Consider the following 14,928-nt stretch of genomic DNA (forward strand, 5'->3'; position numbering starts at 1 on the left):
AAGTATTTATTTTATTCTCCTTCTTTCAAAACACAAAATTGTAATCCTGTTTTTGAGTCAATAATTCTTTTTATTATTTTGTTTTCTAATGATTTAGATAGAAAAACATTTTTTTCTGCAATTAGATAACGAATTTTATGTTTATTTATAAAATCTACTTTAGACTTTTCCATTGAGACAAAAGTATTGTTTTGTTTCTGTTTTTGAACAAAATTCATAAAAATAGAATTTTCTATAAATGATTGAACAAGATAATTCCCTTTCTCTATACTAATATCTCCCCAAGATAAATTAAAAAAATCAACTGTATTTTTCAATTCAGCTAATAGAGTAGCTGCATTTATCATGTTAGCGTGAGTGTATGCACCAGATGACATTTTACAGTCCTCTTCAAATTTTTTTCTTTCCAATAAAAATACACCAATGGTAGGGTCATTGATAGATTGGTAATCAAGGTTTTGATGTATTTCATTTAAAAAATCAATAGAATGAGTAAGTGTAGGTGTGTGGGTAGCCAGTTGTATATTTCTAAATGTTCTAAAAAAAAGCCAACTTGTTGTTAGTAAAATAATAAGAGAAAAACCAATCCAAATTTTATTGTAATTTTTTCTTTGTTCTAAAATATAAATAGCACCTACAAAACATCCAAACGTAAATACAATCTTACTCAATGGGTATGCAATTCCATTATAAAACTGCTTCCAGTTAAAATCATCCACTAAACTACCAAAAAGAATTCCACAGAGACATAATAGTAAAAAAAAGTATAAGTTAATATCTATTTTTTTTCTGAAATAATAAAATAAAACTATAAAAAAGATGCTAAAAGGAAAATACAGTAAAGGTTGTTGTGTAACGAATACACCTATTGTTTTGAGAGAATACATAATTCCTATTCGTGCTGAAAAATCATCTTTACTTAGTGCAATATCTAAATTAGGTTTATTTAGGACACTTAAACCGATAATAATGAGAGGAACGATACAACAGAGAAAAAGAGTAGCTTTAGGAAGAAAATTAATTTTATTTTTAATGAATAGATAAGCAAAACAAAAAATAAAAATAGCAGAAAAAGTAGCAGGAGCAATAACTGTATAACTTAAAGCAAAATAAAGCAAAAAACAAAAAGCAATTTGAATTCTTTTCTTCAAAAAAAGAAGAATACTAGATAATAAAACTAATTCAACAATAGCAATCTTATGACGCAAAAATGCAACAGCTTCATTACCATATATAAAATGATAAATAGAATAGCTAGATAGAGTTTGGTCTAAACTCAATAAGAACTGACTGTAAATAGAAGATGAAAAAAGAAAAGGAAGAATTAATAAATAATGATAGTACTTTAGTTTTCCTATAAAATGTTCTGCCAAGGCGCAATATCCACAATAAATTAAGGTTAGAAATAGTGTATGAATACTTATCTTGAATGAAAAGCTAGAAGCAGAATTGAATAAAAAAGAGTGTAAAGAACCAAGCCACAACTCAAAATAATGGTAAATAGCCGAACCATTGTAGCTAGAATCTAACAAATTAGCTGCTGTATTTAGGTTTTCTTCTCCTGTAACTAATAAATAATCTGATATACGAGTATAAAATAAATAAGTAGAATCATTTCCTCCTCCTATCAAAAAATCATAATCTAAATTTATGAAACTAATACAACGTACTATGACAAGTAAATTAAAAGAAGCAAAAATATAGAGTAGTTCTTTCAGAGAGAGGTTTTGAAAATTTAGGAAGGAAGGTCTTTTAGTTTGTACTAAATCTGAATAATTTTTTAGATAATAAATCAAAAAAATAATAATAGGAAGAGCAGCCAAGCTATATGAAATACCTTTTGTAATTATGAGTGAGAAGACAATAACACTACTTATTACCCCTGTCAGTGTTTTACTCAAAATATCTATTGAGCCACTTTTAGAAGAGATACGAAGCGACAATACCCAAAAAATAAAATGACCTATAAAATAATTTAGAGTGATAAATACTAGACTATATAAATAGTAGTAAAAAATATGTGAAGTAGGAATCATTTAGTGTTTAATTAATATCTGTTCAAATAATTACGAATATCCATTCCCCAGTTGAGTTTTTCACGAAGGGTTTTTAGGAAGCTATCGCCATCTAAGCGAATCATTTTGCAGGTATAATTACATTTTCGGACAGCTAACTGAACATTACTATCTACTTTACGAGAACGAGAATCCAAAGAAACCAAAAAGTTTTTGCTGCGTCCTTCTATTTCAAAAGCAATTACACTTTCTGTCGGAACAATCAAAGGACGTACATTCAAATTATGAGGACTAACAGGAGCAATTACAAAATTATTTGATTGAGGAACAACCACAGGTCCTCCAACACTTAATGAATAACCTGTCGAACCTGTCGGAGTAGCGACAATCAAACCATCAGCCCAATATGAATTCAAATACTCTCCATCAATATAGGTATGAACAACAATCATAGAAGAAGAGTCTCGCTTCATAATTGCAAATTCGTTAAGCGCAATATTGACACCTTTAAACAAATCTCTATCGGCTTCTAACTCTAACAAAATACGTTCATCTAAGGTATAATGACCAGCCATAAGACTTTCTAATGCGCTATGAATTTGTTCTTTTGAAGTCGTAGCCAAAAAACCCAAACGACCTGTATTTATTCCCAAAATAGGAACGTTTTGATGTTGAACAATCGTGGCAGCTTCCAAAAAAGTACCATCTCCACCCACACTAAGCATCAAATCTACACCAGAAAGATGATGAGGGGCTGAAAAAGTGCCGACAATATTCGGACGAAAATTAATAGAATGAAGTAATCTATCAAAGTCTTTTGAAATGACAATTTCTACTCCATAATTCTCTAATTCTGTAAAAATTTGTTTTACAAAAAAAAGTTTACTCTCTGCTATGTCTTTACTGTGTATGGCTACTTTTTTCAAAATAAAAGGTTCAAGATAAAAAATGAATTATTGCGTATTTTGTTGGTTATTTTTTTAAAAATGACCAAAAACAACTAATACTACTAAATTACTATAAAAAAATGATTAATTGTTAATTGGGTAGAGTTCTTTTTATAAGAATGAATTTTTACAATAATTTGCTTGTTGTAGTGTGCTATAAAATAGGCTCTTATCTAAGTTGGACTGGTAATAAATATTATGCAATATTACCAAATTTTATTTTGTGCAGCTATCGTTTTTTCTATAAATTTGGATTTGCAAATCCAATTCTATGGGCAAATAATACTGCCTTTAAAACTATGGTAATACCAAAATAAATATTAAAATTTAGCAGTTCCCAATGTTAAATTAAATTAGCAAAAAATGACTAAATTATAGCTTTGAGATTGAAACCGTGTTATATTGGGAATTGCTGATTAAAATTCACTAAAATTTTTACTAGTGTAAGATCTCATTTTGTACCTACCTATTTAGTCAAAATATACTGACAAAAAGAACGTCCAAATAAAAGGATTGGTACAATGTAAAGACATCAACAAACACACATTTGAAAAATTTCAAAGAAAGCAAAAAAAACCTCAAAATATAGTTATTATGAGGCTTTCTTTATTTCAAATTGTGTCGTCCTAATATAGTGTTACACAACTAATTTTATTATGGAACGTAAATATGTTAAACGTACACAGAAAGACTACACCATGCAATTCAAACTTCAAGTAGTTAAGGAAATTGAACAAGGTCTTTTTACAGTCACTCAAGCCCAACGGAATTATGGTATTCAGAGCCGAAAAACAGTTGTGAATTGGCTTGATAAATATGGTAATTTTGATCATTCTTATAAAGTAATTCGTCCTATGAAAACAGCAGAACAACGTTTAATAGAACAAGAACAGGAAATTCGTCATCTAAAAAAGCAAAATGCTACTTTACAAGAAGAGCTATCTACTTTAGATAAAAAGGCTATTTTGTTTGATATGATGATTGATTTAGCAGAAAAGGAATATAAAATTCAGATACGAAAAAACTCCAAACCCAAGTAATTAGTTCATTTAGTGAACAGCATGCAACAAGTATAAGTAAAACCTGTAAATTGCTTGGGATAACTAGACGGGTGTATTATTACTCTTTATTGCGAACGAAAAAATGTAAAGAGTTGGCTCAAAAAGTAGTTGATTTAGTAAAAAAGGTTAGAGCGCAAATGCCAAGAGTTGGTACTCGTAAACTCTATCATATTTTAGAAGCTCCTTTGAAAGCCTTGAAAGTGGGACGAGATAAACTATTTTTTATTTTAAAAGCTAACCATCTTCTTATTTTACCTAAACGGAGGTATCATGTTACTACAAACTCACTTCATCGTTTCAAAAAGCATAGAAATTTGATAGCAAATTTGAAAATTGAACGAGCAGAGCAAGTTTGGGTAAGTGATATTACTTATGTTGGAACAAGGGAGAATCCGATGTATTTAGCATTGGTTACAGATGCGTATTCAAAAAAAATAGTGGGTTATGATGTTTCTAATAGTTTAGAAACAGTTGGTTGTTCAAATGCTTTGAAAATGGCATTGAAAAACAGAAACTATCCTTTACGAGAACTAATTCATCATTCAGATAGAGGGGTTCAATATTGTAGTGATGAATATCAAACTATTTTAATTAAAAACCGTGTTCGTTGTAGTATGACAGAATGCTATGACCCATACGAAAATGCTGTTGCAGAACGTGTGAATGGAATTTTAAAACAAGAGTTTTTATTGGACTCACAAATAACTTATTTGAAGTTTTTACAAAAAGTGGTAAAACAAAGTGTGGAAATTTATAATACAGAAAGACCTCATTGGTCGCTCTACATGCAAACACCACAACAAACACATCAAGAGGAAAACATTCGAATAAGAACGTATAAAAAAGAAAAATCAGACAATCTAAAGACTGCCTGATCTATATTTAATTTATCTAAAAACCTGTAACACTATTTCAGGACTAGACAAGCTAACCATCTTCTTATTTTACCCAAACGGAGGTATCACATTACTACGGATTCATTTCATCGTTTCAAAAAGCATAGAAATTTGATAGCAAATTTAAAAATTGAACGAGCAGAGCAAGTTTGGGTAAGTGATATTACTTATGTTGGAACAAGAGAGAATCCGATGTATTTAGCATTGGTTACAGATGCGTATTCAAAAAAAATAGTGGGTTATGATGTTTCTAATAGCTTAGAGACAATTGGTTGTTCAAATGCTTTGAAAATGGCATTGAAAAACAGAAACTATCCTTTACGAGAACTAACTCATCATTCAGACAGAGGAGTTCAATATTGTAGTGATGAATATCAAACTATTTTAACTAAAAACCATATTCGTTGTAGTATGACAGAATGCTATGATCCGTATGAAAATGCCGTTGCAGAACGTGTAAATGGAATTTTAAAACAAGAGTTTTTATTGGACTCACAAATAACTTATTTGAAGTTTTTGCAAAAAGTGGTAAAAGAAAGTGTGGAAATTTATAACACAGAAAGACCTCATTGGTCACTCTACATGCAAACACCACAACAAACCCATAAAGAGGAAAATATTCAAATAAGAACCTATAAAAAAGAAAAATCAGACAATCTAAAGACTGCCTGATATATATTTAATTTATCTAAAAAACTGTAACACTATTTCAGGACTAGACAAATTACTTTCAAAAATTATTTATAAGATTTTACAAAATCATAGGCATTCTTGATATCTGGAGTTAAAGCTCTGTCCACTTCCATAAAAGGAACTTTTTCTCTAAAAGCTTTCCAAAATTTTTGAGTTGTAGGTGAGAGTTTTAAGTCAGGATTTTTTTGCAAACGTAAATCAATAGCTTGAGCAGCATGCATGAGTTCTATTGCAAGAATATAATACATATTATCTACTGACTGACGTACTCTGTGTACTACTCTTGGTGCATTAGTAGCTACATCTTCAATATTTCCTGCAACAGCATACGTATTGAAAGATACTGGCAAGGCCAATTCTTGGTTTTGACTATTAAGTGAAACAAAAACTTTTTGGATAGCTCCATAAGCATGAACTGTTTTGTCAGTTCCCAAAAATCTACTTAAATGAGTAAAATGTGGATCAGCTAGTTTGATGGTACGTTGTGTTGAGGCAGCAGAAACATGTGCAATGGCAATACTAGCCTTTTCAAAAGAAATAACCCAAGGTAAAGGCGAAAAGTTTGCTGAAGGAATTACTGCCCCCTTTAGATCTTTTTCACTGGCATAATGCGAAAATTCTTCGTAATTTTTTGAAGGAGCATCAACATCTAATGCAATTCCAGGGTTATCATCTGAAGAGTTAAGCTGTATTGCAAACATTTGAACAAGTTCTTGTTTTGCTTCTTCTAAAGAACCCAATGTATAAGCACTTGTACGATAACTAAGAGGGTCTTGCAAAGCACGTTCGTCTGACTCATCCCATAAGTAACTTCCTTGCAATATTGTTCTGAAATCCATTGCCATGTTATTTACCATCTTAAAAGGTCTAATAGTATTATTATGCTCCAGAAAAGGTTCTATATTACCATTAAATCCCTCTAAACTTAAAGCAAAAATAAGCTTGGATACTTCAATTGACTGTGATAATTCGTTAATAGCAAGCGCACCCAATGCAGCTGAATAGGTATTTGAACTAAAAATAGACAAAGCATCTTTTCCAAAAGGGATTAGTTTTTCTATTCCATTTTGTTTTAATGCTTCGCTTGCTAATATCTTTTCTCCATTGTAATAGACATAACCTTCACCAATCATTGCTTGAGCAATATGTGCATTAATGGTTATATCAGCTTCACCTAAAGAGCCTTGAGATGGAATAACAGGAATGATATTTTTATTTAAAAAATCGCAAAATAAATTAACAGTTCTAGGTTGCACACCTGTAGAACCAAACAAAATAGCATTCAATCTTATAACTAACATTGCTCTTACTGTTTCTTCTGGAATAGGAGTGCCTGCTCCTGCTGAGTGTGCCCGAATCAATCCATTATTAAACTTTTGAGAAGCTTCAATTACTTCTTTGGTAAGGTTGCCTTGAGCGTCAAGCATTTTTTTGTCTTTGTTTTGCCCTACACCAACTGTAAGCCCATAAATTTTATGACCTTTTCTTGCTGCTAACATCAAAAACTCTTGAGCTCTTTCTACTTTTTCTTGAGCAGCAGGACTAACTTCCACCTTTACTTCATTTTTAGCAACTTGTAATACTTGTTTAGGTGTAAGACTTTTTCCATCAAGTACCAATGTGTTTTGTCCAATACTCAATGATATTTGAACAAAAATAAATAACAAAAAAAAGGTTGTAGATCTAATTACTTTCATCGTTTTGGCTTGTTTAAGTTTACAAAATTTATTTAAAGGTTTACAGAAAATAGTGTCTTAATATAGATTTTTTTAATTCAAAAATTGATATTCAGTTTATGATTGTAGTACAGCAGTTTCTTTCTTACCAGCATGTTTTTTATCCAGTTCTAATAAATAAGGAGCTGCCCAAGGAGCATACAATTTTTTGGTGTGTTGTGGTAAATCTTTCCATCCTGTGATATGAGTACGACATTCAACTGCTCCACACTTACATTCATACGGAAAGTGGTCAATCTGATAGTTTCTCATGGCATAGTCTAGAGTAAGTTCTTCTCCTTTTGCTATTTGTTTAATAGCAATAATGTCATGCGCTCCTGTTTTATTTAGACGGATACCACAATTGGATGCACACGAATGATTTATTTTATGAATAATCCCTTCATGAATTGCCCATGTGTTTTCTCCCATCTGAGAGGCATGAGAGTGGTTACCCCCCAATAATTTGGCAATTTTGCCTATCATTACTATCTCGCCTTTTTCAAAAGATTTAGTGGTTATCATGCCTTCACCTTTGCTTTTTGTAACACCTAACATATATCCTTCTTCTTCTTCTTGGGTATTCAAAGGAACTTTACCACCATTTAACAAAAATAAAAAGTACTCATAACGTTCACCTAAAAAGTGTTCAGCTTTTTGAAGCATGTCTTCTGTAGTAAGTTCACAGGGATATAAACTGGATAGATCTGATTTCTTGAATAAGGGAAACACCATAGTTATTGCCAACACATAAAATAAATCATGATCCATTTTATAGCTTTGACGTTGTGTACGAGTCCAATCTGTCATAATAGACTTTTTGTGCTTCTTCAGCAGCATCCAATGGGGAACAAAACATTGCCACAAACGATTGCTTATACTTTCTATTTCATCATAAGGAGTTTCTGGAAAATATCCTACTAATAGCTCAACTAACGGATTAAATTTTAGAACGTTATCTAGAGTATAATCATTTAGTATGTCTGGGTAACCAAATTTGGCTACCAAACGATAAATTGCTGTTCCAAGATCTCTGAGTACCTGTAAAGCACGCATAGAAACTGGTTGGTTTTTTAATTCAAGAGTTGAATCTAGGTCAGTTAGAAATACCTCGTTAGTAGTAAAATTGTATTCAAAATTACTCCATTCAGATGAATAGCGATATAAACCAGCCTTTGAAAAATCATGTACTAATTTGCCTATTTGGCGAGAAAGTAGGTTGATAGTTTGTAATCGGGTAGTTTCTAATTCGGGCAATCCGTTTATCCCTAAAGAAACTCGCAATTTATCATAAAACGCATCAGCTTCTGCATCTTTTCCTCTGTGTACGGCTGCTCCATATTGAATAGAAGATAAACGCATGGTAGCTGCTTCTGGTGATAAATTTATTACTACTCCCATAGGTTTACCATCAAACTGATACTTATCTTCATATTTTACAACCATTAATGGTATCATAGAAGGTACACCATTTTTCAACAATATACAAGCACTGTTATACTCTAACAAAGCTCTTTCGTGTAAAATACCTCCAATAGGACTTGCTGAACTATAAGCAATCATGTATTCACCTTGTTGGTTGAAGCCAATATGAGGAAAAGTAAGCATGCTTTCTAAAGTATCAGTAGTAGGAGGTGTAGGTTTTTCACTGTTTAGATTAGCTAGTACTCCCGAATGAATTTTGCCTTGTGATTGAGGATTCCAAAACCCTACTCCTTTAATTTTGGCAGCTTTTAATGGTTGATTAGGTATCAAATCTGTATTAGCTTCTTGCGTCAATACATACCATGCTCCTCGCCCAGGTTGCTCAAAAGGTGGAGTTTCATTCCATCCAATAAAGCCTAATATTTGTTGTAGCTCTTTATCTGAAAGGTCAATATCATCAAATTGATGTGTAATTGTAAAGTTAATTTTAAAATCCATAATAAATATGTAGTTAAGTGAATTTTTGAGAGCACGTTTATTATATAAAAAGGTTAGGTACATTTGCTTCCCTTTCTACTTTTAGTTCTATTGGCATTGCTAATTTAATGTCATGGGCTTCGAACTGCTTTAATATTTCCATATTTGCTTGAGTCTTACCCAAACTATACTTATCGAATTCTTTGCCTACAGTTTCTATATCTGCTGGACTCCAAACCTTTACTGCATACCAATAGTCAATATCATGTGAATAAGTACCTATGCTATAAGTAGTCCAGGTGGTATCTTCCAGTACATCAAATTTTGTGGGGATTTCTTTTAGTAAACTCATGGCTTTTTCTAATTGTGCATGAGTGGTATCATATCTCAAACGAATAGAAGAGTTGATAAAATAACGTCCACGAGCATCCATGTTTTTTACTGAACTATCAGTAAATGTCTTGTTAGGAATAGTAATTCGCTCCCCCCAAAAATTGGTAATAACAGAAGAGCGTAATCCTATTTCATCTACCCAGCCATCAATGTCTCCCACTATAATTCGTTCACCTACCTTGAATGGACGTTGTATAAAAATAGTAATTCCTCCAAATATATTGGCAATGACATCTTGTGCTGCTAAAGCAAAGGCAAGCCCTCCAATTCCCAAACCTGTTAGGATAGCTCCCACATTGTATCCAGCATTACTTAAGCCTATTACTATGGCTAAAATCCAAGTAAGTAGTTTAACTATGATACTAAGAATCGGTAATATTTGTTCATCAAGTCCTTCTTTCTTATTAAATAAGGGAATCAAATAACTATGATGTAATGCATTATAGAGTCTTACAATCATCCAAGCTATTACTAGCGTCAAACTGACATGGTATAAACTATTAATAACATTTATTATAGGAAGGGGTAAAGTCAATATTTTGATACTGGTATTCAAGCCAGTCATAAAGAGAACAACAAACAAAGGTTTGGATATACTGCTGGCTATTAGATTTTTATGCTCTGATTCTAAATTTTTTATTAGTTTGGAAACCCATTTACGAGTAATCCATGAGATAATGAATGCTCCTACAATAGTTAAAATAATTAACAAAGAGGTAGTGACCCATTTTGCAAGTGTGTTATTGAGTATAACTTGTTGAAAAAAGTCATTTTCAAGAATTTTAAACATTATTTTTTGATTGATTTAGGTGGTAAGTAACTTATCTATAAAGTTGAAGTAGATAAAGGTAGTTTTAATTTCCTTTATCCATAGAAACAAATTTGATTAATATTAAACTTTATTTTTCGAAAATGTCGTAAGTGGGAGGATATGTAGGTTAAAAGGATAAAAAACGAGGTTAAGTTTTTTTAAGTGGTTAATGATTTTGGTTTTTTGACAATTTTTGCACCTTATTGATCTTTTCGAATTTTGAATATTGGTGGTCGTCGGTGGAGACACCCTAGCCGTAAGGTTATTGAGAAATTTTGATTTTTACTCCGTTAGGAGTTGTATGTTGGTAGTAAAATATGAAAAATTAGATTCATTTACTCCGTAGGAGTTTGATATTGGTAGCATTTTTTGTGTTGAACATCTTAGAATACTACCAATATGTAGTTCCTAATGGAACAGAATACATTTTTTTTACGCCTTTTTTCTACCAATATAAAGTTCCTAACGGAACACCTGAAGTGTAACGAAAGCAGCGAAGCTAAAAAATCAAATAAATTTTTAACCTTACGGCTATGGTGGAGACACCAACAACATAGTGCAAACATTGTCAGAGAACCATGATTTTTTTTCAAACAACAAAAGTCTTAAAAATCATTAAACCACCAAATTACTACAAAAAAATGACTAATTGTTAATTGAAAAGCTAGAAGTAAATAGGGCAAACGCACGAAATTTTATTTTTTAAGAATTAGTTCAAGCGAGGACGCTTAAACCAGTTTTTGTCTAAATTCAAGCGTCCTCGCTTGAGTTTTAAAACTAAAAAAATAGGTCAAAAAGAGTGTAAAATCACACATTTTATTTTCGTGCATTTGCCCTAAGAAGTAAATAAAAACTTTGTTTTTTATAAAAAAGGCATTTAAAAATTAATTTGCCCAAAATGCCGTTGTTGGTATTTTAGCGAAGCGACACCAACAACCAAATAGATTTAAAAATTAATTTGGTTTTTTGATTTTAGCTCCTAATTTTAGTCCTTTCAATACTTCAATATTTATTCCATCTGAAAGTCCTAAGGTAAGATAACGTTTTTCGAAAGTATTATCTCCAGTTTGTATTTCTACATAAAGTGCATCAGGTTTTTGACTTGACTCTTTGGTTTTTGTAGAATCTTGCTCATTTTTCTTGTTTTTATCTGATTTTTCGCCTTTTTCTTGATTTTTATTAGCTGATTGTAGCCATGCTTCTTCAATGACTAAGACATTATCTTTTCGTTCTAAAACAATATCTGCATTGGCACTATATCCAGCACGAACAAATTGATTTTCCTTCAGTTCTACATCAGCTTTTATAGGAAATTTGATTGCTCCTTCTTCTTCTATTCCTTTTGGTGCAATAAAATCTAGTTTTGCACCAAACTTTTCATTGTCTATTGCTCCGATTGTCAAGACCAAATCCATTCCTTTTTTGAGTTTTCCTACTTCGGCTTCATCTACTGTTCCTTCAAAAATCATATTATTCAAATCTGCAATGGTTGCAATGGTTGTTCCTTCATTAAATGTATTACTTTCAATTACATTTGCGCCCTCTTTTACAGGAATATCCAAAATTACTCCACTTGTTGTAGCTTTTATAAGTGTCAAGGTACTAGAAGAACGGCTAGAAGTTCCCTCTCTAACAATAATCAGACTTTCGGCTGCTGCACTGACTTGATTTTTGGCTAAATCATAATCATCTTTTGCTGACATATACTCACGTTCTGCAATTACGCCATCATCAAAAAGTTGTTTTTGTCTTTTCATTTCACGCTCACGCATACCTAAAGTAAGCCGAGCTTGTTCTAGATTATTCTGAACATTAGTAAGGTTGGTCATATTCGGAATTACTTTTATTTTGGCGATTACATCTCCCACCTTTACTTCTTGTCCTGCTTCAAAAAAAATTTTGTCTATAATTCCCGAAACAGCAGGCTTTACAGCAACTTCTTTTAGAGGAACAATCGAACCTGTCGCTACTGTTTTTTTGATAATTGAACCCATTTTTGGAGAAACTAACTCTATATCTTCTTGTACATCTTCTTCTTGATTAATAAAATAATAAACAACAAAAATGCCCATAGCGATAAGTAAAAGAGCAAATGAAGCAATCAAAACTTTTTTCATAATTAATGAGTAAAATTAAATACCAAATAAGACCTATAAAAAAATAATCCAAATGAAAATAGGATTTAGAAGTGGCTAATTTACACAAAACTTATAGCTAAACAAGAGTGAAAAACTAATAAAAGGCGTTAAAAATAAAATTGAGACTTCAAACTGAGAAAAATAGCCATATTTCAAACTGAAAATACGTTTTACAGAATGTAAGAATACAGACAACAGAAATAGGTTATTCTTTTATTGGCACTATTTTGGCAAATCTTTGTATTAAGAGTGGAAAAGTAAAATAATTCTTTTTTATTTATACCCAAAAAGAACTATCCCATTAGAATTTATAAATGGTATCTTTGTTGTTCCAATTTAATAGAACACACCTTAAAATAATTATACAAATTTATTCTATCTACAAAAATCTGTTAAAACTTTTACAATTATGAAATCATTATTTTTTCTTTGGATAACATTCGGTTTAGTTTGGGGGATTTTTTCAGCCTCTCCAACCTTTGCACAAACAGAAGACGAAGTCATAAATACAGCCAAAACAGCTATTGGAGCTGCTTCTACAAAAGAATTAGTAAAACTTTGCCACGATGCTATCGAAATAGGACTTGGCGACCAAAAAGCAACTTATAGTCAATCTCAAGCCGAATTTGTATTGAAAGATTTCTTTACAAAAAACCCAGCCAAACAATTCGAATATATTCATAAAGGAGCGTCAAAAGAAGGATTGAAATATGTAATTGGAAAATATACAGCTACAAACGGAAATACATTTAGAGTTTATATTTTGGTAAAATCAACTGCAAATGGTTACAGAATAGATACACTTGATTTTAGTAGAGAATAAAAGTACAAAAAATAAATCTTGTCAGAATGCCCCCTCTCACTTTAAGATTCTATTATAAAAAAAAGCCTTTTTCGCAAGAAAAAGGCTTTTTTTATGACAATGGAATTTAGAATTTATAAGAAATTCCTACGTGTAGGTTTATTTGATAAAAACGTATTTGCCAAATTGTATTTTTATCTCCTACCGAATTAGGTAGATATTTTAATGAACTTTCACCAAAAATTCCCCAATGATTATTTAGTTGATAATGAGTCTGATGAAAACCTGCTAGAAATGGGATTGCTTTTTTTGCACTTGGAAACTGTGTTGTGCTTTGATAAGCTGTATAGTTTGTAGTTTCATTTGTAAGTAATAAAAGACCTGTTTTTAATCCCATTTGATGTTTCCATTTTTTAGATTGAAATAAAGAATAGGAAATACCTAAATCAGTTTTAAAGTAAGTTGTTTCATAGTTTAGAGTCTGTATTTGTATGCTTTCTCTATCTTCATAAATAGGCTGAATAGATACATGATTTGTGGAAATTTTGGTAGCTGTATATTTGGTAGGTGCAGAATAATAATTTCCAACAAATTTATATTCAATAGTATTTTTCCACTTCAAAATGCCTATGTCAGCGTGTAAATTCCATTTTTTAGATAATTCTTTTTCAACAGTAAATCCAAAGGTAAGATTTTGACGTTCATTAATAGTCTGTTTTTCATTGAGCATTTTGACATAATGGTTGTCATTTGGATTTGCTGTAAAGTGTTTGTAGGTCAGTCCAACACCTGTATAAGAAGCAATTTTCCATGTTGAAATTGCATCTGATTTTTTAGGTAAACTAGAATTGACTTTACTCAAACTATCTATTTTATCATTATTTGATACAAGTTTGATAGAATCTATTTGCATCTCAAAAAATGGGTCTGCATTTAGTTTTATTTTCCCAAGAGGTATTTCTTCTAACACAAATCGTATTTTTTTATCCTCATCAGTATTAGTAGCCATTTCTGCGTCTTTTTGTGGGAGATTTTTTTGATTTTTATTTACCACTCTTTTTTCTCCTTTGTTATTGTTTAGGTCATTTGACAAAACAATATTGCTCTTTTTTTCTTGTGTAATAGCTATTTTATCAGAATGCTTAGAAGACTTAATAGCTTTAGAGGAAAAAAATTTGTCTGATATTGACTTTTCTGAATTAGATTTAATTACTGAATTTTCTTTTGCAGAACTATTATCTAATTTTTCTATTTCTAAAACTTGATTCTTTTCTTCTTTTACAATTTGAGGTGTATTAACTGAAACAAATTCAGAAGATTTATTATTCTTTTCAGACTGATTAAGATAAATTCCACTTCCAATACCAGAAAATAAAATGAATCCTAAAGCTACAAACCAATAGAGCAACTTTGGTCTTGAAGGCTTGTCTAGTTGTTCAGAAATTTTTTCCCATCCATCAAGAGGAGGCAGAGAGTCCCAGTCATTTAGTTTGGAAAAGCTATTTTTCCATTCCGAATCATTTTGAGAATTTTGTATATTGTTGTCCATAAAACA

General features: G+C 31.2%; 10 protein-coding genes and 1 pseudogene. 4 read left to right on the forward strand and 7 right to left on the reverse strand.

The features are described 5' to 3' along the window. Positions 1-11: 11 nt before the first annotated feature. Positions 12-2,036 (reverse strand): hypothetical protein, encoded by a 2,025-nt coding sequence (locus ACE193_RS18840; RefSeq protein ID WP_375559767.1) that lies wholly within the window; start codon positions 2,034-2,036, stop codon positions 12-14. Positions 2,037-2,047: 11 nt separating this feature from the next. After that, positions 2,048-2,941 carry an NAD kinase gene (locus tag ACE193_RS18845; protein ID WP_375559768.1) on the reverse strand — a complete coding sequence of 298 codons (894 nt, stop codon included), beginning with the start codon at positions 2,939-2,941 and terminating at the stop codon, positions 2,048-2,050. A gap of 677 nt (positions 2,942-3,618) precedes the next feature. Here ACE193_RS18845 and ACE193_RS18850 point away from each other — a divergent pair. The 3 genes and pseudogenes from ACE193_RS18850 to ACE193_RS18860 all read left to right on the forward strand — a co-directional run. Continuing rightward, positions 3,619-4,002, forward strand: coding sequence for a helix-turn-helix domain-containing protein (locus ACE193_RS18850; protein ID WP_375559769.1), 384 nt, complete (start codon positions 3,619-3,621; stop codon positions 4,000-4,002). Beyond that, entirely contained in the window at positions 4,002-4,898 is an 897-nt protein-coding gene (locus tag ACE193_RS18855; protein WP_375563340.1) for an IS3 family transposase, read from the forward strand. The genes ACE193_RS18850 and ACE193_RS18855 overlap by 1 nt, the downstream gene beginning before the upstream one ends. 51 nt (positions 4,899-4,949) lie before the next feature. Next, positions 4,950-5,591: pseudogene (locus ACE193_RS18860) on the forward strand (IS3 family transposase); the annotation flags it as partial. A gap of 65 nt (positions 5,592-5,656) precedes the next feature. On the opposite strand, the gene hutH reads toward ACE193_RS18860, so the two are convergent. From hutH to ACE193_RS18880, 4 genes are all read right to left on the reverse strand, one after another. Continuing rightward, positions 5,657-7,309, reverse strand: coding sequence for a histidine ammonia-lyase (gene hutH / locus ACE193_RS18865; protein ID WP_375559770.1), 1,653 nt, complete (start codon positions 7,307-7,309; stop codon positions 5,657-5,659). A 96-nt stretch (positions 7,310-7,405) separates the two neighbouring features. Beyond that, entirely contained in the window at positions 7,406-9,250 is a 1,845-nt protein-coding gene (locus ACE193_RS18870; RefSeq protein WP_375559771.1) for an SET domain-containing protein-lysine N-methyltransferase, read from the reverse strand. Between the two features lie 40 nt (positions 9,251-9,290). Continuing rightward, on the reverse strand, positions 9,291-10,082 hold the full coding sequence (locus ACE193_RS18875; protein ID WP_375559772.1) for a mechanosensitive ion channel family protein: 792 nt from the start codon (positions 10,080-10,082) through the stop codon (positions 9,291-9,293). 1,304 nt (positions 10,083-11,386) lie between these two features. Beyond that, positions 11,387-12,550 carry an efflux RND transporter periplasmic adaptor subunit gene (locus ACE193_RS18880; protein ID WP_375559773.1) on the reverse strand — a complete coding sequence of 388 codons (1,164 nt, stop codon included), beginning with the start codon at positions 12,548-12,550 and terminating at the stop codon, positions 11,387-11,389. Between the two features lie 430 nt (positions 12,551-12,980). On the opposite strand from ACE193_RS18880, the gene ACE193_RS18885 reads away from it, so the two are divergent. Continuing rightward, entirely contained in the window at positions 12,981-13,394 is a 414-nt protein-coding gene (locus ACE193_RS18885) for a DUF4783 domain-containing protein (RefSeq protein WP_375559774.1), read from the forward strand. Positions 13,395-13,500: 106 nt separating this feature from the next. Here the strand turns inward: ACE193_RS18885 and ACE193_RS18890 are convergent, their stop codons facing one another. After that, positions 13,501-14,922 (reverse strand): hypothetical protein, encoded by a 1,422-nt coding sequence (locus tag ACE193_RS18890; RefSeq protein ID WP_375559775.1) that lies wholly within the window; start codon positions 14,920-14,922, stop codon positions 13,501-13,503. Positions 14,923-14,928: the final 6 nt, after the last annotated feature.

It is taken from the genome of Bernardetia aquimarina, from assembly GCF_042180575.1.
Taxonomy (GTDB): Bacteria; Bacteroidota; Bacteroidia; order Cytophagales; family Bernardetiaceae; genus Bernardetia.

Bases quoted from the DNA above. Each gene is read 5' to 3' on its own strand.
- ACE193_RS18850 (WP_375559769.1), top strand. From the start codon at position 3,619: ATGGAACGTAAATATGTTAAACGTACACAGAAAGACTACACCATGCAA.
- hutH (WP_375559770.1), bottom strand. From the start codon at position 7,309: ATGAAAGTAATTAGATCTACAACCTTTTTTTTGTTATTTATTTTTGTT.
- ACE193_RS18880 (WP_375559773.1), bottom strand. From the start codon at position 12,550: ATGAAAAAAGTTTTGATTGCTTCATTTGCTCTTTTACTTATCGCTATG.
- ACE193_RS18875 (WP_375559772.1), bottom strand. From the start codon at position 10,082: ATGATTGTAAGACTCTATAATGCATTACATCATAGTTATTTGATTCCC.
- ACE193_RS18890 (WP_375559775.1), bottom strand. From the start codon at position 14,922: ATGGACAACAATATACAAAATTCTCAAAATGATTCGGAATGGAAAAAT.
- ACE193_RS18885 (WP_375559774.1), top strand. From the start codon at position 12,981: ATGAAATCATTATTTTTTCTTTGGATAACATTCGGTTTAGTTTGGGGG.
- ACE193_RS18840 (WP_375559767.1), bottom strand. From the start codon at position 2,036: ATGATTCCTACTTCACATATTTTTTACTACTATTTATATAGTCTAGTA.
- ACE193_RS18870 (WP_375559771.1), bottom strand. From the start codon at position 9,250: ATGGATTTTAAAATTAACTTTACAATTACACATCAATTTGATGATATT.